General features: G+C 34.5%; 21 protein-coding genes. 20 read left to right on the forward strand and 1 reads right to left on the reverse strand.

All coding sequences use genetic code 11. The features are described from left to right. Positions 1-48 precede the first annotated feature (48 nt). The 3 genes from icmF (at position 49) to BED47_RS11090 (ending at position 6,020) form a co-directional block, all read left to right on the forward strand. Positions 49-3,288: a fused isobutyryl-CoA mutase/GTPase IcmF gene (icmF, locus tag BED47_RS11080; protein ID WP_069033718.1), complete on the forward strand. Its 3,240-nt coding sequence runs from the start codon at positions 49-51 to the stop codon at positions 3,286-3,288. Positions 3,289-3,555: 267 nt separating this feature from the next. Beyond that, entirely contained in the window at positions 3,556-4,104 is a 549-nt protein-coding gene (gene rpoE, locus BED47_RS11085) for a DNA-directed RNA polymerase subunit delta (protein WP_069033719.1), read from the forward strand. Between the two features lie 314 nt (positions 4,105-4,418). Further along, positions 4,419-6,020, forward strand: a complete 1,602-nt coding sequence (locus BED47_RS11090; RefSeq protein ID WP_069033720.1) for a CTP synthase — start codon at positions 4,419-4,421, stop codon at positions 6,018-6,020. A gap of 71 nt (positions 6,021-6,091) precedes the next feature. On the opposite strand, the gene BED47_RS11095 is transcribed toward BED47_RS11090, so the two are convergent. Next, positions 6,092-6,616, reverse strand: a complete 525-nt coding sequence (locus BED47_RS11095) for a DUF2529 family protein (RefSeq protein WP_069033721.1) — start codon at positions 6,614-6,616, stop codon at positions 6,092-6,094. Between the two features lie 201 nt (positions 6,617-6,817). Between BED47_RS11095 and BED47_RS11100 the strand changes: the two genes are divergently transcribed. The 17 genes from BED47_RS11100 to rpiB all read left to right on the forward strand — a co-directional run bounded on the left by BED47_RS11100 (position 6,818) and on the right by rpiB (position 22,681). Then, positions 6,818-7,195 carry a response regulator gene (locus BED47_RS11100; protein ID WP_025671030.1) on the forward strand — a complete coding sequence of 126 codons (378 nt, stop codon included), beginning with the start codon at positions 6,818-6,820 and terminating at the stop codon, positions 7,193-7,195. A 294-nt stretch (positions 7,196-7,489) separates the two neighbouring features. Further along, the gene (locus tag BED47_RS11105) at positions 7,490-8,344 is read left to right on the forward strand and encodes a class II fructose-bisphosphate aldolase (RefSeq protein WP_069033722.1); all 855 of its coding nucleotides are present in this window, start codon (positions 7,490-7,492) and stop codon (positions 8,342-8,344) included. A gap of 440 nt (positions 8,345-8,784) precedes the next feature. Further along, positions 8,785-10,083, forward strand: a complete 1,299-nt coding sequence (locus BED47_RS11110) for a UDP-N-acetylglucosamine 1-carboxyvinyltransferase (RefSeq protein WP_069033723.1) — start codon at positions 8,785-8,787, stop codon at positions 10,081-10,083. A gap of 67 nt (positions 10,084-10,150) precedes the next feature. Beyond that, positions 10,151-11,116: a class II fructose-bisphosphatase gene (gene glpX / locus BED47_RS11115; protein ID WP_069033724.1), complete on the forward strand. Its 966-nt coding sequence runs from the start codon at positions 10,151-10,153 to the stop codon at positions 11,114-11,116. Positions 11,117-11,471: 355 nt separating this feature from the next. Beyond that, complete coding sequence (gene rho / locus BED47_RS11120) at positions 11,472-12,746, forward strand: transcription termination factor Rho (protein ID WP_069033725.1); 1,275 nt, start codon at positions 11,472-11,474, stop codon at positions 12,744-12,746. Between the two features lie 164 nt (positions 12,747-12,910). Further along, positions 12,911-13,156, forward strand: coding sequence for a type B 50S ribosomal protein L31 (locus BED47_RS11125; protein ID WP_025671035.1), 246 nt, complete (start codon positions 12,911-12,913; stop codon positions 13,154-13,156). A gap of 209 nt (positions 13,157-13,365) precedes the next feature. Continuing rightward, positions 13,366-13,980 (forward strand): thymidine kinase, encoded by a 615-nt coding sequence (locus BED47_RS11130; protein ID WP_069033726.1) that lies wholly within the window; start codon positions 13,366-13,368, stop codon positions 13,978-13,980. A 230-nt stretch (positions 13,981-14,210) separates the two neighbouring features. Next, positions 14,211-15,278 (forward strand): peptide chain release factor 1, encoded by a 1,068-nt coding sequence (gene prfA, locus BED47_RS11135; RefSeq protein WP_025671037.1) that lies wholly within the window; start codon positions 14,211-14,213, stop codon positions 15,276-15,278. Beyond that, the gene (prmC, locus tag BED47_RS11140) at positions 15,278-16,138 is read left to right on the forward strand and encodes a peptide chain release factor N(5)-glutamine methyltransferase (RefSeq protein ID WP_069033727.1); all 861 of its coding nucleotides are present in this window, start codon (positions 15,278-15,280) and stop codon (positions 16,136-16,138) included. Before prfA ends, prmC begins: the two co-directional genes overlap by 1 nt. Positions 16,139-16,275: 137 nt before the next feature. Then, positions 16,276-17,181 carry an ATP-grasp domain-containing protein gene (locus BED47_RS11145; protein ID WP_069033833.1) on the forward strand — a complete coding sequence of 302 codons (906 nt, stop codon included), beginning with the start codon at positions 16,276-16,278 and terminating at the stop codon, positions 17,179-17,181. After that, positions 17,178-18,035: an ATP-grasp domain-containing protein gene (locus BED47_RS11150; protein WP_069033728.1), complete on the forward strand. Its 858-nt coding sequence runs from the start codon at positions 17,178-17,180 to the stop codon at positions 18,033-18,035. Before BED47_RS11145 ends, BED47_RS11150 begins: the two co-directional genes overlap by 4 nt. A gap of 284 nt (positions 18,036-18,319) precedes the next feature. Then, entirely contained in the window at positions 18,320-19,150 is an 831-nt protein-coding gene (gene spoIIR / locus BED47_RS11155; protein WP_069033729.1) for a stage II sporulation protein R, read from the forward strand. A gap of 57 nt (positions 19,151-19,207) precedes the next feature. Then, positions 19,208-19,666 (forward strand): hypothetical protein, encoded by a 459-nt coding sequence (locus BED47_RS11160; protein ID WP_069033730.1) that lies wholly within the window; start codon positions 19,208-19,210, stop codon positions 19,664-19,666. Positions 19,667-19,772: 106 nt separating this feature from the next. Then, entirely contained in the window at positions 19,773-20,813 is a 1,041-nt protein-coding gene (locus BED47_RS11165) for an L-threonylcarbamoyladenylate synthase (RefSeq protein ID WP_069033731.1), read from the forward strand. Positions 20,814-20,986: 173 nt separating this feature from the next. Beyond that, positions 20,987-21,544, forward strand: coding sequence for a manganese efflux pump MntP (locus BED47_RS11170; protein ID WP_069033732.1), 558 nt, complete (start codon positions 20,987-20,989; stop codon positions 21,542-21,544). Positions 21,545-21,666: 122 nt separating this feature from the next. Next, entirely contained in the window at positions 21,667-22,107 is a 441-nt protein-coding gene (locus BED47_RS11175; RefSeq protein ID WP_069033733.1) for a low molecular weight protein arginine phosphatase, read from the forward strand. A 124-nt stretch (positions 22,108-22,231) separates the two neighbouring features. Continuing rightward, positions 22,232-22,681, forward strand: coding sequence for a ribose 5-phosphate isomerase B (rpiB, locus tag BED47_RS11180; protein ID WP_025568584.1), 450 nt, complete (start codon positions 22,232-22,234; stop codon positions 22,679-22,681). Positions 22,682-22,703: the final 22 nt, after the last annotated feature.

Consider the following 22,703-nt stretch of genomic DNA (forward strand, 5'->3'; position numbering starts at 1 on the left):
GTTTTCTTTTACAAAAAAAGGCAATTATATTTCTGGGGGATGATTAGTATGGTAGAAAAGTATCAAGCTAAGCACAAGATTCGTTTCGTTACTGCATCAAGCTTATTTGATGGCCATGACGTGTCAATCAATATGATTAGAAGATTATTGCAAGAAAATGGAGTTGAAGTAATTCATTTAGGCCATAACCGCTCTGTTGAAGAAATTATTAACGCAGCAATTCAAGAGGATGTACAAGGTATTTCAATTTCTTCCTACCAAGGTGGACATATGGAGTACTTTAAATATATGTACGATTTGCTTCAAGAAAGAGGCGCTTCTCACATCAAGTTATTTGGTGGAGGTGGTGGCGTAATTCTACCTAAGGAGCAAGAGGAGTTAGAAGCATACGGAATCACTAAAATCTATTCACCTGAAGATGGCCGTATAATGGGTCTTCAAGGGATGATTAATCATATGTTACAAAGCACAGATTTTCTTCCACCTTTGAAGGACTTAGAAAACGTTCAAAAACTATCTGCTACAAATCATAAAGAAATTGCTAGATTTATTACTTTAGCTGAAAATAAAGGTTCTCTAGATTCAAGCTTAGAGATGGCCGCAACATTAGAAAAATCAGAAACTGATAAAAGTGTAGTAATTGGTATGACTGGTACTGGTGGAGCGGGTAAGAGTTCATTAACAGATGAGCTAGTACGCCGTTTTATTCAAGAGTTTCCAGAAAAAACAATCGGTATTGTTTCAATTGACCCAACAAAACGTAAAACAGGTGGGGCACTATTAGGTGATCGTATTCGTATGAATTCAATCCATCATCCAAATGTGTATATGAGAAGTTTAGCTACTCGAGATAGTCAATCTGAAATCTCAAATGCATTAGAGGATACGATTTCAATCTTAAAATCAGCTGACTTTGACGTTATTTTTGTTGAGACAAGTGGTATAGGTCAAGGTGATGCTGCAATTACGCAGTACAGTGATATTCATCTGTACGTTATGACAAGTGAATTTGGAGCACCTTCGCAATTAGAAAAAATTGATATGATTGACTTTGCAGACTTGATTGCAATTAATAAATTTGAACGTCAAGGCTCAGAAGATGCATTACGTCTTGTTCAAAAACAATATCAACGTAGTCGTCATCTTTTCCATGATGATATCGCTACAATGCCTGTATATGGAACAATAGCTAGCCAGTTCAACGATGCAGGAACTAATAATTTATTTTTAGCTTTAACAAAATCAATTGAAAAACACACTACAAATGAGTGGAATACGACATATATTAAGCCGGGTAATGTTGAGAAACAACATGTCATTATTCCAAGTAATCGTCGTTTTTATTTAAGAGAAATTGCAGAAACTGTAAGAAACTATCACGAAAACACTGAAGTTGAGGCAGCAAAAGCTTCAAAGCTTTATCAAATTGAAGGAACACTGTCTGAAATAGAGTCACAAAATATTGAAGATGCAAAACATACATTAGTAGATTTGAAAAATAAATTTGAAGAATCTCTTGCTCCATCTACAAAACAAGCACTAAATCATTTTAAATTGATTAAAGAAGCATATTCACAAGATCAACTAATTCAAAAAATTAGAGATAAAGAAATTAAAGTTGAGTTAACAACTACAACTTTATCGGGCACAAAAATACCGAAAGTATCTGTACCTACTTATCGAGATTATGGAGATTTATTAAGATGGGTAGCAAAAGAAAACGTACCTGGATATTACCCATTTACAGCTGGAGTGTTCCCATTCAAGCGTCAAGATGAAGATCCAAAGAGACAATTTGCTGGTGAGGGGCCTCCAAGTAGAACGAATAAACGATTCCACTATCTATGTGAGAATGACCCAGCTAAACGTTTAAGTACAGCATTTGATTCAGTAACTCTATACGGAGAAGACCCAGCAATCCGTCCTGATATTTTTGGGAAAATTGGTGAGAGTGGAGTTAATGTATGTACTTTAGATAATATGATTGAGCTTTATAATGGTTTTGATTTATGTAGTCCTTCAACATCTGTTTCTATGACAATTAATGGTCCAGCACCAATTATTTTAGCTATGTTTTTAAATACTGCTATCCATCAACAAGTTGAAATAAAAGAAAAAGAATTAGGTCGTATTTTAACAGTTGAAGAATTTACAGAAATAAAGCGAGTAACTTTACAAAAAGTTCGTGGTACTGTTCAAGCTGACATTTTAAAAGAGGATCAAGGTCAAAATACATGTATTTTCTCAACAGAATTCGCTTTAAAAATGATGGGCGATATACAACAGTATTTTATTGATAATAGTGTTCGTAATTATTATTCGGTTTCAATTTCTGGATATCATATTGCTGAAGCTGGAGCAAATCCTATTTCACAACTTGCATTCACTTTATCAAATGGATTCACTTACGTTGAATATTATTTAAGTCGAGGCATGAAAATTGATGATTTTGCCCATAATTTATCATTCTTCTTTAGTAATGGGCTTGATGCTGAGTATTCTGTAATCGGACGTGTAGCGAGAAGAATTTGGGCTGTTACGATGAAAGAAAAATATGGTGCATCTGAACGTAGCCAAAAACTTAAATACCATGTTCAAACATCAGGTCGCTCATTACATGCTCAAGAGATGGCGTTTAATGATATACGTACAACTTTACAAGCATTACTGGCTTTATACGATAACTGTAACTCACTTCATACGAATGCATATGATGAAGCTGTTACAACTCCTACTGAGGAATCTGTACGTCGAGCAATGGCGATTCAGCTTATTATTCAAAAAGAAAATGGTCTATCAAAAAATGAAAATCCAATCCAAGGATCATTTATCATTGAGCAGTTAACAGACTTAGTAGAAGAAGCAGTCTTAAAAGAGTTTGAGAGAATCAGTGACCGTGGTGGCGTATTAGGTGCGATGGAGCTTCAATATCAACGTGGCAAAATTCAAGAAGAATCACTTTATTATGAAACACTTAAACATAATGGTGAACTTCCAATTATAGGAGTAAACTCTTATATCAATCCTAACGAACAAATGGAATCAATTAATACGATGGAAATCGCTAGATCAAGCTACGAAGAAAAACAATCGCAAATTGATCATGTAGAACAATTCCAAGTGAAACATAAATCAGAAGCACAGGTTGCTTTAGAACAATTAAAACAAGTTGCTCGTCAAAATGGCAATTTATTCGAAGAGCTAATGAATACTGTTCGCGTTGCTAGTTTAGGACAAATCACTCAAGCATTATATGAAGTAGGCGGACAATACCGTAGAAATATGTAAAAAAGAATTGTGAAAGCCGGTTGTCCTGCTTTAAGACAGCATAAGTGGCATGTGACTGGAGTTAGGTAGAATGGGCGTCTTTTAGACGCTCATTTTACTATTTTCGCAAAAAATTAGTCTAATATTGAAAAATATAGACAAGGTGCTAGCATATTTAACTTAGTTTTGTTTATAATGAAAGATATGTATTTTATAGCTAACTAGTAAAATTTATACATAATGTTATTAAATTATGGTGAAAATATTATTTTTAAAGGAGTGCTTACCTTGAGTTTAAAGCAATACTCGGAAGAGCAATTAAAAGAATTATCGCTTATTGAATTAGCATATGAACTTTTTTCTGAAACAAAGGAACCTATTTCTTTTTACGATTTAGTTGACCAAATGGCAACAGTTTTAGGTGTAACTAGAGAGGCACTATTAGAAAAACTTCCTCAATTTTATACAGAATTAAATATTGATGGCCGTTTCGTATGTTTAGGTGAAAATCGCTGGGGATTACGTGCTTGGTATCCATACGATCAAGCAGAAGAAGAAGTATTACCTGTTGCAAAACCTAAGAAGAAACGTAAACAATTAGAAGAAGAAGATGAGTTCGAAGATTATGACGCATCTGAAGAAGATGATTTTGAAGAGGAAGAACTTGAATTAGACGAGTTAGATGAAGATCTAGTTGATGATGATGAAACTGATGAGTTTGATGACGAAGAAATCGATGAAGATGATGAAGATCTTGAAATAGATGATGAAGATTTAGAGCTAGAAGATGAAGAAGAAGAAGAATTAGATGAATTTGAAGAGGAAGAAGAACGATAAGTTCTTGACTTTTAAGTACTGAATGAGTAGAATTCTTATTGGGCTCTTTAAAAAGAACGAAATATATTTTGACGCTCCCTATTTTAAATAGGGGGCGTCTTTGTTTTTTTACAAATACTTAATGTAATAAAACAATAAATGAAATGTTTGCTTTCGATTCAAATGTTAAAAATTTGCATGAAAAAACCCAATTTTGGATGACAATAAAGCATGCATACAAAATGTTATTAAATAATTTTTTATAAAGGATTAGCTTTGTAATTTCTTGTAAGGAAAAATAAAATACGAATGCTAAAAATGAAAGGGGCTCAATTATGACAAAGTATATTTTTGTAACAGGTGGCGTAGTTTCTTCTCTTGGTAAAGGGATTGTTGCAGCATCTTTAGGACGACTACTAAAAAATAGAGGATTAAATGTAACAATTCAAAAGTTCGATCCGTACATTAACTTAGATCCAGGAACAATGAGTCCATACCAACATGGTGAAGTTTTCGTAACAGATGACGGTGCAGAAACAGACTTAGACTTAGGTCATTATGAAAGATTTGTTGATATTAACGTTACTAAATTCAACAATGTAACATGTGGTAAAGTTTATTCTACGGTATTACAAAAAGAACGTCGTGGAGATTACTTAGGAGGAACTGTACAAGTTATCCCACACATTACAAATGAGATTAAGGATAAAGTATTCCGTGCTGGTCGCGAAACGAATGCTGATGTTGTTATCACTGAGATCGGTGGAACAGTTGGTGATATCGAGTCATTACCTTTTATCGAAGCTATTCGTCAAATTAAGGGTGACGTAGGCCGTGACAACGTAATGTATGTTCACTGTACACTTCTACCTTATATTAAAGCTGCTGGTGAGTTAAAAACTAAACCAACTCAACACAGTGTAAAAGAACTTCGTAGCATTGGTATTCAACCAAATGTTATCGTATTACGTTCAGAAACATCTGTACCACAAGAAATGAAAGATAAAATTGCTCAATTCTGTGATGTAGATGCTAAAGATGTGATCGAATGTGTAGATGCAGATACTCTTTACGAAATCCCATTAGCTTTACAAGCACAAGGATTAGACAGTATCGCATGTAATCATTTAAAACTACAAACAAATGAAGCAGATATGACAGAGTGGATTTCTTTAGTAGACAAAGTTAAAAACCTAACTAAATCAACAAAAATCGCTCTTGTTGGTAAATATGTAGAATTACAAGATGCTTATATTTCAGTAGCAGAGGCATTAAAGCACGCAGGATATGCTTTTGATAGTGAAATTGAAATTAAATGGATTAATGCAGAAGAAGTTACATCAGCTAATGTAAACGAACTTTTAAGCAATGTAGATGGAATTCTTGTACCAGGTGGATTCGGAGACCGTGGTGTAGAAGGCAAAATCTTAACTGCACAATTTGCTCGTGAAAATAACGTACCATTCTTAGGAATTTGTCTAGGTATGCAAATTGCGTCAATTGAATTTGCTAGAAATGTTTTAGGCTTGAAAGGTGCTCACTCAGCAGAAATTGATCCTACTACTAACTATCCAATTATCGATTTATTACCTGAACAAAAAGATGTAGAAGATTTAGGTGGTACATTACGTTTAGGTTTATATCCATGTAAATTAGTTGAAGGTTCAAAAGCATACGAAGCTTACGGGGAAGAAGTTGTTTACGAACGTCACCGTCATCGTTATGAGTTCAATAATGAATACCGTCAACAAATGGAACAAGAAGGATTTATCTTCTCAGGTACTAGCCCTGATGGTCGTTTAGTAGAAATTATTGAGTTGCCAAATCATCCATGGTTTGTAGCTTCACAATTCCACCCAGAGTTTATTTCTCGTCCAAATAGACCACAACCATTATTCAGAGATTTTGTAGGAGCATCACTACAAAACCGAGGATAAGAAAATAAAAAACACCCAACAGGATTTTATTAAAATCCTGTTGGGTGTTTTTGTTATTTTAGAATTGTTTTTCAGTCGAAATCTGATAGGATTTCACTCATTGTAAGTAGTAGGCAGTGATAAATAAATAATCCTGTAAGTAGGGTAGGTAAACAGATTCGGTCTCCCTCGTCAGTTGGAACAAGCTTTCTTGTTAATTCATAGTTAATAAATACATCAGCTAGTTCTGATAAATGGTCTTCACCATTGATCGTAGTAGAGACGATTACTAATCCAACGTTTGATTCTAATAGTTTATTAGCAAGAAGAATAGCTTCTTGATCATCCGTCTGTCTTGTAAATAAAAGTACTCGATCTACTGGGGATAATGGCTGGATTTCGCCGTTAATCAACAAAGGTTTAATTGAGTCGTTTTGTTCTGCTCCATCAGTTATTTCTGAAACAATACCAGCAAATTCTTTTGTGCCATGTACATAAACGCATCCTTCGCCTATAACTGCCTGTGCTAGGAAACGTGAAGCATCTTCAAATACTTCCTCTTGTTTAACTATTTTTTGAAAAACCCCATTCAATTGTGTCGAAAAAATTTTTAACATTAAATAATACTCCCTCTTATAAAAGTATGGTCTAACCATTATACTGTAATTTAGATAGATACAAAAAAAATTAAAAAAGTAATTTTTTGTAAATTTTTCAAACTAATGCAGGAAAAAAGGTTTTTAAGTAGAATGTAAAAATTTAGGGGAATTTGTATTTTTTTAAGCAAGGTTATCTGGTTTAGAAAGGTGGTACTATTTTTGGGAAGTAAATTACTTATAGTAGACGACCAGTACGGAATTCGTTTGCTTTTACACGAAATTTTCAAAAAAGAAGGCTATGAGGTATTTCAGGCAGCTAATGGTTTTCAAGCAATTGATATTGTAGTGAAGGATTGTCCCGACTTAGTTATTCTTGATATGAAAATACCAGGTATGGACGGAGTGGAGATTCTAAAGCGAATCAAAGAAATTAATAAAGATATTAAAGTTATTTTGATGACGGCTTATGGTGAACTCGATATTATTGAAGAAGCTAAAAAATTAGGAGCACTACAATATTTTCCAAAACCATTTGATATTGATGAAATTAAAAAGGTTGTTAGAGAACATACTTCACAACCACAATCTCAGCAGTAAAATAGCAGATGGGTAGCGGACCATCTGCTTTTATTTTTACCCATTAACTGAAAGCGTTTTCGGAAATAGCCGATAAAACCGTTAGAAACAATGTTTAATTGTCTAAAATGTTACGATAATACGAACATTAGATGATATTTGTTGTGTTTTCATTTCATTTTTTGTATTCTTATGTTGTGATATAAATACCTTATAATTTACATAATAAAGAACACTTTGTAGCATTATATTCTTGTTAGTAAAATTATGGGTGCAGATTAATTTTCATAAAAGAGTATATAAGGAGGGCTTAAAATGCCTTTAGTATCTATGACTGAAATGCTTAATAAAGCAAAAGAAGGTAAATACGCTGTTGGTCAATACAATATTAATAACTTAGAGTGGACTTTTGCTATTCTTACTGCAGCTGAAAAAGAACAATCACCTGTAATTCTTGGTGTTTCTGAAGGTGCAGCTAAATACATGGGTGGATTTAATACTGTTGTAAAGATGGTAGAAGGTTTATTAATTGATTTAAAAATTACTGTACCTGTAGCAATTCATCTTGATCACGGTTCAAGCTTCGAAGCATGTAAAGCTGCAATCGACGCTGGATTTACTTCAGTTATGATTGATGCTTCTCACGATCCATTTGAGCAAAACGTTGAAACAACTAAAAAAGTTGTAGACTACGCTCACTCTCATGGTGTATCTGTAGAAGCTGAATTAGGAACTGTTGGTGGACAAGAAGATCACGTTGTTGGAGACATTATTTATGCTGACCCAGCAGAGTGTAAAGAACTAGTTGAGCGTACTGGCATTGATTGCTTAGCTCCAGCTTTAGGTTCTGTTCATGGACCATACAAAGGTGAACCGAAATTAGGTTTCGACGAAATGGAACAAATCGGTAACGAGACGAACGTACCATTAGTTTTACACGGTGGAACTGGAATCCCAACTGAACAAATTCAAAAAGCAATCGCTCGTGGAACTGCAAAAATTAACGTAAACACTGAGAACCAAATTGCTTTCAATAAAGCTGTTCGTGAATTTGTTGCAAATGATCAAAAACAATACGATCCACGTAAAGTTCTTGGACCAGGTCGCGAAGCAATTATCGCAACAGTGGCTGGCAAAATCCGTGAGTTCGGTACTAGCAACAAAGCATAATATTTTAAGTTTTTTAGCTTAAAATATGATATATTATAATAAATTAAAGCCGTCTAAATTATGTTTAGACGGTTTTCTTGTTTAACAAAGCCATTTTTAGCAATAAAATTAACTGTTTTTTCATTTAGACTTGAAGATATAAGATAATAATGATTAGAATTAGTTTAGGTCTAGTTTAAGAATTTACCAAATATCTATTTCTACTTTATTCGCTAATCAAAATTCATTTAAAGGTTTTACTCAATTTTTATTGAATTTCAAGATATTGTAAATAACAAAACCGAAGCAAAAGTCTTTACATTAGACTGTAGCTCTCGTATAAACTAAGATTAGAGAAGTAGAATTTTGGAGAAAATAGGTAGAAACTATTCGACAGTTGAGAAGTTTAAAAACTATACTTCTCTACTATTTTCTTCTGCTCATTTAGAAGGGAGTATACTATGGAAAAGCTTGTATTAGAAGGCGGTATACCTTTAAAAGGGACAATTCGTGTTAGCGGTGCCAAAAATAGTGCAGTGGCTTTAATCCCAGCAACTATCTTAGCAAGCTCACCTGTAACACTTGAAGGAGTTCCTTCTATTTCAGATGTTCAAACACTATGTGACCTTTTAGAGGAAATAGGTGGACAAGTAGAAGTATCTGATGAAAAAATAATGATTGATCCAACAAATATGGTTGCAATGCCACTTCCAAGTGGGAAGGTAAAAAAATTGCGAGCGTCTTATTATTTAATGGGTGCAATGTTAGGTAGATTTAAGCAAGCGGTTATAGGCTTACCAGGAGGCTGTTACCTTGGACCAAGACCTATTGATCAACATATAAAAGGTTTTGAAGCATTAGGTGCAAAAGTAACAAATGAGCAAGGTGCAATTTATTTAAGGGCAGAAGAACTAAAAGGTGCACGTATATACTTAGATGTAGTAAGTGTTGGTGCAACGATTAATATCATGTTAGCAGCGGTTTTAGCAAATGGTAGAACTGTTATTGAAAACGCTGCAAAAGAGCCTGAGATTGTCGATGTAGCTACTTTATTAACAAGTATGGGTGCTAAAATTAAAGGTGCTGGTACAGATGTAATTCGAATTGATGGAGTAGAATCACTATCTGGCTGCACACATACAATTATCCCTGATCGCATTGAAGCAGGAACTTATACAATATTAGCTGCTGCAACTGTGCAAGAAGGGGACAAGGTTATTGTTGATAATGTTATTCCACACCATTTGGAATCACTTATTGCGAAAATGAGAGAAATGAATATAGATATTGATACGAATGACGATCAAATTATCGTTTCAGGATCAAATAAAGAACTAAAATCAGTAGATATCAAAACTTTAGTTTATCCAGGGTTTCCAACTGACCTACAGCAGCCGTTTTCTGTGCTGTTAACGAAAGCAAATGGGACAGCCGTTATTACTGATACAATATATGGTGCAAGATTTAAGCATATTGATGAGCTTAGAAGAATGAGTGCAACGATTAAAGTCGAAGGTAGTACGGCTATTATTTCCGGCCCTTCACAGTTACAAGGCGGCCGTGTAAAGGCAAGTGATTTACGTGCTGGAGCAGCTTTAGTTATAGCAGGCTTGATTGCAGAAGGTAAAACAGAACTAACTGGATTAGAGCATGTTGACAGAGGATATGAGGATTTAGTTGAAAAGCTTTTAGGATTAGGAGCTAATGTTTGGCGTGTTCAGCTAACCAAGCAAGAAGTTGAACAATTAAAAAATGCGTAAAATTGGGTGTTTACATACTCATAACATAATTAGATAGTTTTCATTTACATCAAAGGGGGAGTTTGGAATGGAAAGAAGTTTATCAATGGAGTTAGTACGTGTTACTGAGGCAGCAGCACTAGCATCTGCAAAATGGATGGGTTTAGGTAAAAAGGATGAAGCAGATGATGCTGCTACAACAGCAATGCGTGACGTATTTGATACGATTCCTATGAAGGGAACAGTTGTAATTGGAGAAGGGGAAATGGACGAGGCTCCAATGCTTTATATCGGTGAAAAACTTGGGAATGGATATGGTCCAAGAGTGGACGTAGCAGTTGACCCACTTGAAGGTACAAATATCGTGGCATCTGGTGGATGGAATGCTTTAGCAGTTATTGCAATTGCTGACCATGGCAATTTATTGCATGCTCCTGATATGTACATGGAGAAACTTGCAGTAGGACCTGAAGCGGTTGGTAAAGTTGATATCAATGCATCTGTTCTTGATAACTTAACAGCTGTAGCAAAAGCAAAAGGAAAAAATATTAATGAAGTTGTTGCAACAGTATTAAATAGAGAACGCCATGCGAAATTAATTGAAGAAATTCGCTCAGCAGGTGCTCGAATTAAACTGATCAACGATGGTGATGTTGCGGGTGCAATTAACACAGCTTTTGATCACACAGGTGTTGATATTTTATTTGGAAGCGGTGGAGCGCCAGAAGGAGTTATCGCTGCAGTTGCTTTAAAATGCTTAGGTGGAGAACTTCAAGGGAAGTTATTACCTCAAAATGAAGAAGAGATCGAACGTTGCAAACGCATGGGTATAGAAGATCCAAACCGTATATTATATATGGACGATTTAGTTAAGGGTGACGATGCAATTTTTGCTGCTACTGGTGTAACTGATGGAGAATTACTAAAAGGTGTACAATACAAAGGGAATGTAGGTTCTACGCAATCATTAGTTATGCGTGCTAAATCAGGAACTGTTCGTTTTGTAGATGGACGTCACAGCCTAAACAAAAAACCAAACCTAGTTATAAAATAATCAATCCGTAAAAAAGCTTGGTTTTGATGAGGGTTAATAATGATTCAAAATTCTTTGTTAACGAAATCGGAACCTAGATATTAATTTAGTAAAATAATGACTCTTTCCTTTATTTACCAAGAGGAAGAGTCATTAAATAGTTTAGTCGAAAAATAGTTGGCATAAAAAACTCTTTCGAATTATAATCTCAATAGATAGTAAACCTATTAATTCTAATTACTTAGAATATTTTTAGGGGAAAAGGTTACACTAAAGAGTAATACTTTATGTAAGTTTCCTTCAAAAAACCTTCTAAATAACCTTCCGAATTAAGAAAACCCTAATTTGAACGAATAAAAGTAAAGAGTGGTGTTATATGAGTTTAACAATCTCTGCATTAGAAAACATGAAATTAAAAGATTTGTATGAACACGCGAAGGTAATGAAAATTTCGTATTACAGCAAATTAACGAAAAAAGAACTTATTTTTGCAATCCTTAAAGCGCAAGCTGAAAAAGATGGATTAATGTTCATGGAAGGTGTACTAGAAATTATCCCATCAGAAGGATATGGATTCTTACGTCCAATTAATTATTCACCTAGTTCAGAAGATATTTATATTTCTGCATCTCAAATTCGTCGTTTTGATATGCGAAATGGTGATAAGGTTTCTGGAAAAGTACGCCCACCGAAGGAAAATGAAAGATACTTTGGTCTACTTCAAGTAGAAGCAGTCAATGGAGATGATCCTGAGAATGCTAAAGAACGAGTTCACTTCCCGGGATTAACTGCATTATATCCAAATAGACAAATGAAGCTTGAAACATCTCCTGCTAAGTTTTCTACAAGAATTATTGATATGATCTCCCCAGTAGGATTTGGTCAACGTGGTTTAATTGTTGCCCCTCCAAAAGCCGGTAAGACAGAGTTATTAAAAGAAATTGCAAATAGCATCACGACAAATCACCCAGAAGCTGAACTAATTGTATTGCTAATTGATGAGCGACCAGAAGAGGTAACGGACATTGAACGTTCTGTAAAAGGAGATGTTGTAAGTTCGACTTTCGACGAAACTCCTGATAGTCATATTAAGGTTGCTGAACTAGTATTAGAGCGCGCTATGAGACTAGTAGAGCACAAGAAAGATGTAATTATTTTAATGGATAGTATTACTAGGCTTGCTCGTGCGTATAATTTAGTTATTCCACCAAGTGGTCGTACGTTATCAGGTGGTATTGATCCTGCTGCATTCCATAGACCAAAAAGATTCTTTGGTGCTGCACGTAATATCGAAGAAGGTGGAAGTTTAACGATTTTAGCAACTGCTCTAATCGACACTGGCTCACGTATGGATGATGTTATTTATGAGGAGTTCAAAGGTACTGGTAATATGGAGCTTCACTTAGATCGTTCATTAGCTGAACGTCGTATCTTCCCTGCAATTGACATTCGTCGTTCTGGAACACGTAAAGAAGATCTATTAATACCAAAAGATCATCTGGACAAGCTATGGTTAATGCGAAAAACTATGTCTGATATCCCAGACTTTGTTGAACGTTATTTCAGAATGCTTCGTCAAACGAAAACAAATGAAGATTTCTTCAATACGATGACTGAAGAAAGTAGAAAAACGCCTGTATCTAATAAATAAAATAGATGGAAGATATAAGCAATCTGAAAGAGAAATAGTGGGTTGCATTCTCCCGGGTTAGTTGCTATAATTTCATTTGTATGTGAAATGTAAACTATGTGGTATACACATGGTTTCTTATAACTCTGATTTCAAGGATTTCAGGGCGGAAGGAGATGAAAAACATGAAAGCGAATATTCATCCTAATTACAAGAAAGTAGTGTTTATGGATATTAACACTGGTTTCAAATTCTTAAGCGGATCAACAAAATATTCTAACGAAACAATCGAATGGGAAGATGGCGAAACTTACCCTCTAATCAAAGTTGAGGTTTCTTCTGATTCTCACCCATTCTACACTGGACGTCAGAAATTTGCTAACGCTGCAGGACGTGTTGAACGTTTCAACAAAAAATACGGCCTTAAGTAATATTGATGAAAAGCAGGCGAGTTATTGCTACTTTGCCTGCTTTTTTTACGCATTTATAGTCAAATAACATATAAGTCTAATTCAATTTAGTGAATTTTTATATAAATACTCAAGATACTTACACGAATTATAAATAGTGCTGAATTAACCAGCGTTTAAAATAAATAATAAAATAGTCTTTGTACTGATATAGAAAGGTGAGACACATAATGTTCTTTATGATGAAAAAAAATGGTTGGATTGAAATGATTTGCGGAAGTATGTTTTCTGGAAAATCAGAGGAACTAATTCGCCGTGTTCGTCGTACGCAGTTTGCTAAGCAAAGCTGTGTTACATTCAAGCCATCAATTGATAATCGATACAGTGAAGTAGAAGTGGTGTCTCACACAGGTATGAAAGTACCTGCTTATGCAGTAACACACTCATCACATATACTTAAATACGTTACAGAAGAAGTTGAAGTAGTTGCAATTGACGAGATTCAATTCTTTGACGATGAAATAGTTATGGTAGTTCAGCAACTTGCTAACTCTGGGAAACGTGTGATTTGTGCAGGTTTAGACCAGGATTTTAGAGGCTTACCATTTGGTAAAGTGCCTGAAATATTATCAATTGCAGAACATGTAACGAAATTAAACGCAGTTTGCGCTTCATGCGGATCACCTGCAAGTAGAACACAAAGATTAATAAATGGTAAACCAGCTTTATTTGAAGACCCTATTATTTTAGTAGGAGCATCTGAATCATACGAACCAAGATGTCGTCACTGTCACGAAGTACCAACGAAAACAATTCAACGAGCACTTCAAAGTCAGAACGATTAATTTTACTGTAGGTTGAAAATTAGCTATTAAGACCATATACTAAGAAATGTGGAGAAAGCTCGCCCAGCTCTGACTGAGATATGATCGAAGAGCTAGCTTTCGGAACTGAAGAATAATAATTGTGGATAAAGTGCTATACGCGCTTTTACCTTAGAATTTAGAATTAAAGAAGCGATTTAGAATCGCTTTTTTCGATATATATTTAAGACGAAAATGTCGAGGTGAAAATTATGTTTGATCGATTACAAGCTGTAGAGGATCGCTATGATAGATTAAACGATTTACTTAGTGACCCGGAAATTATAAACGATTCAAAAAAGTTACGTGAATACTCAAAAGAACAATCAGACATACAAGAAACGGTTGATGTATACCGTCAATACAAATCAGTTAAAGAGCAAATTAAAGATGCAAAAGCTATGCTTGAAGAGAAGCTTGATGCTGATATGCGCGAAATGGTTAAAGAAGAATTAAATGATTTAGAAAACGAATCAAAGGATCTAGAAGAACGTTTAAAAATCCTTTTAATTCCTAAAGATCCTAACGATGATAAAAACGTTATCGTTGAGATTCGTGGTGCTGCGGGCGGAGACGAAGCTGCATTATTTGCTGCTACGTTATATCGTATGTACAGCCGTTTTGCTGAGGTTAACGGATGGAAAACAGAAATCATTGAAGGTAACTATACAGAGCTAGGTGGCTTTAAAGAGGTTATCTTTATGATAAATGGTAAAGGTGCATATTCAAAACTAAAATTTGAAAATGGTGCACACCGTGTTCAACGTGTTCCTGAAACAGAATCAGGTGGACGAATTCATACTTCAACTGCAACAGTAGCAGTTTTACCAGAAGCTGAAGAAGTTGAAATTGAAATTCACGAAAAAGATATTCGTGTAGATACATTTGCTTCAAGTGGTCCTGGTGGTCAATCAGTAAATACAACGATGTCTGCAGTGCGTTTAACTCATATTCCAACAAATACTGTTGTATCATGTCAGGATGAAAAATCACAAATTAAGAATAAAGAAAAAGCGATGAAGGTTCTTCGCGCTAGGGTTTATGATAAATTCCAAAGAGAAGTACAAGCAGAATACGATCAAAATCGTAAGCAAGCTGTAGGTACAGGTGACCGTTCTGAACGTATCCGTACTTATAACTACCCACAAAACCGTGTAACTGACCACCGAATTGGATTAACAATTCAAAAGCTTGATCAAATCGTTGAAGGTAAAATCGACGAAATTATTAATGCGTTAATTATGGATGATCAAGCAAAACGCATGGAACAAAGTCAATAATGACAACAAAAATATATGAAGCCCTAAAATGGGCTTCTTCTTTTTTACAAGAACATGGTCGTGATGAAAATGTGGGTGAAATTGTATTAAAACATCTTTTGGACTACAATCGAACAGAATTATTGCTGAATATGAGAGAAGACTTAGAAGAGAATGATTGGATGCAGTTTCAAGAATTGGTTCACAAGCACGTTAAGGGCCAACCAATCCAGTATTTAATAGGATATGAATACTTTTATGGCCGAAAGTTCTTCGTTAATGAAGAAGTACTAATTCCAAGACCAGAAACAGAGGAGTTAGTGGAAGGTGTATTGCATCGTATTCAAAAGCATTGGAAGAATACAGAACAACTTGAACTAGTAGATGTAGGTACAGGTAGTGGGGCGATTGCAATCTCACTTGCGCTTGAAAATAAACAATTAACAGTTCATACAGTCGATATTGCAGAAGAATCTATTCAAGTCGCTAAACGAAATGCGCAAGAGTTACAGGCAAATGTCCACTTTATTCACAATGATTTACTGAATTACTTTATTGAAGAAAACAAGAAAGTTGATATTGTTGTATCAAATCCGCCGTATATTCCGCATGAGGATTGGTTGGGTTTAGATGAAGTAGTTAAGGATCATGAACCATACCGTGCTTTAGTAGGCGGCGAAGATGGTCTAGAATTTTACCGCCGTTTTGCAAATGACTTACCTCAAGTATTAAAAGAAAAATCATTGGTTGCATTTGAAGTAGGTGTCAATCAAGGTGAACAGGTTGCAGACATTTTAAGGAAAGCTTATCCGAATTCAAATGTTGAAGTTGTTTTTGATATAAATGGAAAAGACCGTATGGTTTATATGGTAAATGGCTAATTTAAATAGTGAATCGTAATGATATTGACTAGAAAAAGTCCATGTATTACGATTCTTTTTTTTGTGTTAAAGTTGTAAAAGATGAGGAAAATTTCAATCAAGAAAAAACAAAAACATTACGAAAGAAGATAGTTAGAATGAAAAAGTTTAAAGGTTGGATTGTATTTAATGGTCATATTACAGCTACAAAATTTACTGAACTTTTCGAATGGTTACAAGATACAGCAATCGCAAAAGGAATAGACGTTTCCTTAGTTAAACATTATGAACTAATCCCAGTAATTGAAAAGGGTCAAGCAATTTTAAAAGGGAAATTCGCGAATGAGAGACCTGATTTTGTAATTTTTTGGGACAAGGATGTTCATTTAGCAAGGCATTTAGAAAATATGGGGCTAAAACTATATAATTCTGCGAGAACGATAGAAGTCTGTGATGATAAGGCTTTAACTTTTCAAGCATTATCTAACTTTAATATACCTATGCCAAAAACAATTACGGCTCCGCTATTATTCCCTAATTGTGATTTAACAAATTATGATTTTTACGATGAAGTTATACAGGAATTAGGTTTTCCTTTAATAATAAAAGAGTCATTCGGTTCATTCGGTAGACAAGTTTATTTAGTTGAGAATAGAGAAGACTTTTTTAAGAAGGTAGACGAACTAAAGCACAAACCGCATATTTATCAAGAGTTTATAGAATCAAGTAGAGGGACTGATATTCGTATCCAAGTAGTAGGTAAACAAGTAGTAACAGCAGTGTTAAGAAAATCTGAATCAGATTTTCGGGCAAATGTTACAAACGGTGGAAAAATGTATAAGTATGAGCCGACAGAAGAGCAGATCAATTTAGCACTTCAATGCTCCGAAATATTGGGAGCTGATTTCGCAGGGATTGACTTATTGTTTGGAGAAGATGGAAAAACATATATATGCGAAGTTAACTCAAATGCACATTTCAAAAATATTTATCTATGTACAGACGTGGATACAACGAAATATATTATTGATTATATTATATGGGACTTGGAGAAAAACGTATGATTGGATGGTTAATCTATTCCGAAGCAGATGCAGAAAGAAACAGAACGTATATCGACTGGCTAGTAATCGGAGCATTGGAAAATGGATTTGAGTTAAAGTTACTATATACAGATGATATTGTAATAGGTACTCGAAATGGTGTTAATATACTTTACTATCGAGGTAAAGAATTAAGCAAACCGGCTTTTGTAATCATGAGGACCATATCACAAATATTATCTTCCCACTTTGAAGAAATGGGAATCAGAACATTTAATAACCAGGCGATTTCAACAATGGTCAATCACAAATTTCTTACACACCAGAAGCTTTCTAGACTAGGTATTCCAATGCTAGACACATTTTATTATAAAAAAAGTACAATTATAAAATCTCTAGATACAGTCCATTTCCCTTGTGTACTTAAAAATTGCACAGGAAGAGGCGGAAGTGAAGTATATTTTATAAATAATCAAGAAGAGTTACTGGAGATAGTACAGAACTCAAATTTCGATGAACTATTAATTCAAAACGTTGCAGAGCAGTTAGGTAGGGATTTAAGAGTTTTCATTATCGGTAAAGAAATTATTGCAGCTGTTTTAAGATATTCAGAAAAAGACTTTCGAGCGAATTTTTCACTAGGTGGAGGCGCAATGCTTTACGAGCTTTCCCGAAATGAAAAAGAACTTATTCAGAAAATAGTAGATCACTTTGATTTCGACTTCGTAGGAATTGACTTCATGTTCGATGCAAACAACCAACTGATCCTAAATGAAATTGAAGACGTAGTAGGAAGTAGAACATTATATACAGTATCAGATATAGATATTGTTTCGTTGTATATGAAATATATTAAAGAGCAGATAAACTGTTAGAGAAAAAAGAATTGAAAGATATCTAGGAAATAAACAAAGCTTTTTAAGGTTTTTACTGATTTTAATTCACAATTTCTTTTTCAATTGATAGTTAATAGAACAGTTAGGATAACCTTTTTATCTATGAGGAGCTCAACAACTGCACAACTGAAAAACGGGTAGCCTGAACTGGAAATCATCGTTTACTATCTAATCTAATAAAGAATCTATTAAAAAAAATAGAATACTAGTGTTTAAGAAATAATCAAATTGTCTACACTGTTCCTAGAGGGATGGTGGAGAGAATGAAAACTAAAAATAAAACAAAAATAACATATAAAATTATTTCTTTATTTATCATATTATTGATTAGTTCATCAGTATTAATGCCACTTCGAGATACAAATGCAAAAGGTAATGAGATGGTCGTAATTCCTAAGAAAGCTGTACGACTACGAATTCTAGCAAATAGCGATTCTAGTGAAGATCAAGCTCTTAAACGTAAAGTTAGAGATGAAGTTAATGCTCAAATTAATACTTGGGTAAAAGATTTAACAACTTTTGAAGAAGGACAAAAGGTTATTAAAAGTCATATTCCAGACTTACAAAAAACGGTTGCACGTGTTATTAAAGAAGAAGGTTCAAATCAACCATTTACAATTACTTACTCTAAAAAAGTTAAATTCCCTACAAAATTATATGGTAGTTTCTTATATCCTGCTGGTGACTACGAAGCGGTTTTAATTAAACTTGGTGCAGGACAAGGGGCAAACTGGTGGTGCGTATTGTTCCCACCATTATGTTTCCTAGATTTTTCAAACGGTGATGCAACTTTAAGTAAAGAGTCACTACAATCGCAACAAAGGATTGATCATGAAACAAAAATCGAAAGTGAACCAAAAAGCGAACCAAAAAATGAAGCAAAAAATGAGTTTAAACAACAAGAAGCATTACGTTTAAGTGATGTTGATTCTATTGCTACAACAAAACAAAACAATGAATCATCTTTACAGGATGATGCTGAGGTCAAGAGCAGTGAAGATGCGGTTGTAGCTTCCACTCTACCTGGTGATGAACCAAAAGAAGATATTAAGGTAGAGAGCTTCTTTGTACAAATGTTAAAGCAATTATTTTAGTTCTAGCAATCTCCCTATGTGCATAAAGTATTACAAGCATACTAGGGAGGTTATTTTATGAAAATACGTTCAGCGATTCAGGATGATTTTGAAACAATTTTTTCATTCTTAGGACAAGCAGGGTTATCTACAAACGGACTTGAGGAGCAACAGGAATCTTTTTTCATAATGGAAGATGAGTTTGGGAAAGCACAAGCTGTAATAGGATATGAACAAGATGGAGAAGAAGCGTTATTAAGATCACTAGTAGTTGCACCTACCATTTACTCACAGCATATGGTACTCTTTTTACAAAGTGTTCTTGAAAAACTAAAAGATGAAATGATTAGTAAAGTATATTTATTAACAAGGCAGCATGTAGTTCAAGACTTATTCCTTTTACTAGGTTTTGGGCAAGTCGAACAGGAAAATGTTTCAAACAGTATTAAAGAAATGAAGCATTACCAAACTACTATTACGAATGAAGAAGTATTAGTTTATCAAAAAGAACTATACACAAAGTTATCCACAAATTAGCAAGTTTTGTCCACAATTTGTGGATAAAACTTGCTTTTCATTCTTTGGATAATGTCTAAATTTGTAAAATATACACTATTATTCACTCTAGAGAGAGGTGCTACGTATGGAAACGAAAATATGGTATGTGGATAATCCTGTGAATAAAGAAGAAGTTTACCCACAGATTGTGGATGCAGCAAAAAATTTACAGTTAGGACAAGTTGTCGCTTTTCCAACAGAAACTGTTTATGGATTAGGGGCAAATGCTCTTTCGGATGAAGCGGTTCAACGAATCTTCCAAGCAAAAGGTAGACCAAGTGATAATCCCCTTATTGTACATATTGCCAACGAAGAACAGTTAGATCATCTAGTTGAAGAAATTCCGTTAAATGCAAAAAAACTCATGGATGCTTTTTGGCCAGGACCATTAACGTTAATTTTAAAAAGTAAAAAACATGTTTCAAAATATGTAACGGCAGGGTTATCCACTGTTGGAATAAGAATGCCTGATCATCCAGTTGCTTTAGCGTTAATTGAAGCTTGTAATTTGCCAATAGCAGCACCAAGTGCAAATACTTCAGGCAAACCTAGTCCAACGTCTGCTAAGCATGTATTTGAAGATTTAAATGGACAAATTGTAGGTATTGTAGATGGTGGTAGTACAGGAGTCGGATTGGAATCAACAGTTATTGACTGTTCCCAAGATATTTTTACAATATTAAGACCAGGTAGTATTACACCAGAAATGATCAAAGAAATAATTCCTACAGTGGAAGTAGATCCAGCAACAATGAAGGAGAATGAAGCACCAAAATCACCGGGGATGAAATATAAACATTATGCACCAGATGCTCAAATGCATCTTGTAAATGGAAGTATTGAGTTTATGCACAAACTTATACACAATTCCAAAACAGAAGGAAAAAGAGTAGGGATATTAACAACGGAAGAAAATGCAACGAAATATGATGCAGATGTTGTTCTTACATGTGGAAAACGTAGTGACTTATCAACGGTAGCAGCAGCATTATATGATTGTATACGTCAATTTAATGAAGAACACGTTGATATCATTTATTGCGAAACTTTCCCTTATGAAGGTATTGGAATTGCCATTATGAATCGTCTGTGGAAAGCTTGTGGACATTCGGTTATACAGGAATAGAACGGGCTACTATTGTTTTCGTCTATAAACAAAGCCCAAAAACTTTATTTTCAGACAGGCGAAGTAACGAAGAAAGCGAGCGTTTGTCAACAGTCTGAAAAATTATATTAATTTCCCTCATATGATTTGTAGGACGTGCATATCTTTTAATAGCAAGTCCTAGGGGGGAAAGCATGAGTAGCTCGTTAATCAATGAACTAATTACATTAAGTATTATGGGATCTGCGCTAGGTTTAGATGCATTCTCAGTAGGGTTAGGAATGGGCGTTATCCAACTAAAATTTAAACAGATCATTCATATTGGCATTGTAATCGGACTATTTCATGTAATAATGCCCTTACTAGGAATGATCATTGGATATGAGTTATCCGAAAATCTGGGACGATTTGCTGTATTACTCGGCGGATTATTAATAATGGGAATAGGCTTTCACATGATTTATTCAACTTTATTTGGTAAAGAAGAAAATAAATATTCACCAACAGGAGTAGGTTTACTTCTTTTTGCATTTAGTGTAAGTGTGGACAGCTTTTCAGTTGGAATTAGCTTAGGAACATTCGGTGCTAAAACATGGCTAACCATTTTACTATTTGGTATTATTAGTACGATTTTAACTTGGGCAGGATTACTTTTAGGAAGAAGAGTAGAACAGGAACTCGGTAAATTTGGAGAACTATTAGGTGGTTCATTCTTATTGATTTTCGGTATAAAACTATTATTTTTTTCTTAAAAGATACATATGGTGAATAAGAGCTAAGGATGGAGAAAATTGGAGACAATTGCCCCATCCTTTTACTTTTTAGTAAAATAGATTAAATAAAACGTTCAGATAAATGAGGGTGAGGTATTAAGATGGAAAATATATTATTTGTTTGTACCGGAAATACATGTAGAAGCCCAATGGCAGAAGCGCTATTAAGACATCATGGGAATGAGCTCTATCAGGTCAAGTCTGCTGGAGTATTTGCTATGTCAGGCGACCCTGCCTCTCAAAATGCAATATTGGCACTAAAAAATAAAGGGATCGAGACAAATCATTCCTCGCAGCAAATAAATGAAGATCTTTTAGAATGGTCTTCGAAAGTCTTATCAATGACATTGAGCCATAAACAAATGTTAGTTTCTAAGTTTCCTCAATATAAGGATAGAATCTTTACATTTTATGAATATATAAACGGTCAAGCTAAAGATATTTCTGACCCATATGGAGGGTCATTAACAACATATGAAAATACTTTGACGGAATTAGAAGAGTTGGTAAAACAGATTGTACAGAAACCGAACGAATATTAATTTAAACAGTGATTGGATGTTAATTAGATGCCCTAAATCTGAACATAATAGTGTAAGATAGAAATTGAAGTTAATTCAATACAGAAGAAAATTCAATCAAAGAGATCAATACGGGGGTTATCTAATGAAAGTAGCAATAGCATCTGATCATGGTGGATTAAATATTCGTCAAGAAATCATGAATTTAATGGATGAAATGGGTATTGAATACGAAGATTATGGTTGTGAGTGTGGTACATCTGTAGACTACCCAGACTATGCATTCCCAGTTGCACAAAAAGTTGCAAATGGAGAAGTAGACCGTGGAATATTAATTTGTGGGACAGGAATTGGTATGTCAATTGCCGCAAACAAAGTTGAAGGAATTCGATGTGCATTAGTACATGATACTTTCAGTGCAAAAGCAACTCGTGAACATAATGATACGAATATTCTAGCTATGGGGGAACGAGTAATCGGACCTGGTTTGGCAAGAGATATTGCAAAAATATGGTTAACAACTGAGTTTGAAGGCGGTCGACATGAAAATCGAGTAAACAAAATTAAAGACTACGAAAAAAATCATCAATTATAAAACTTAAACAAGAAGCCGTTAA

The sequence above is a fragment of the Gottfriedia luciferensis genome (assembly GCF_001712755.1).
Lineage (GTDB): Bacteria > Bacillota > Bacilli > Bacillales > Bacillaceae_G > Gottfriedia > Gottfriedia luciferensis_B.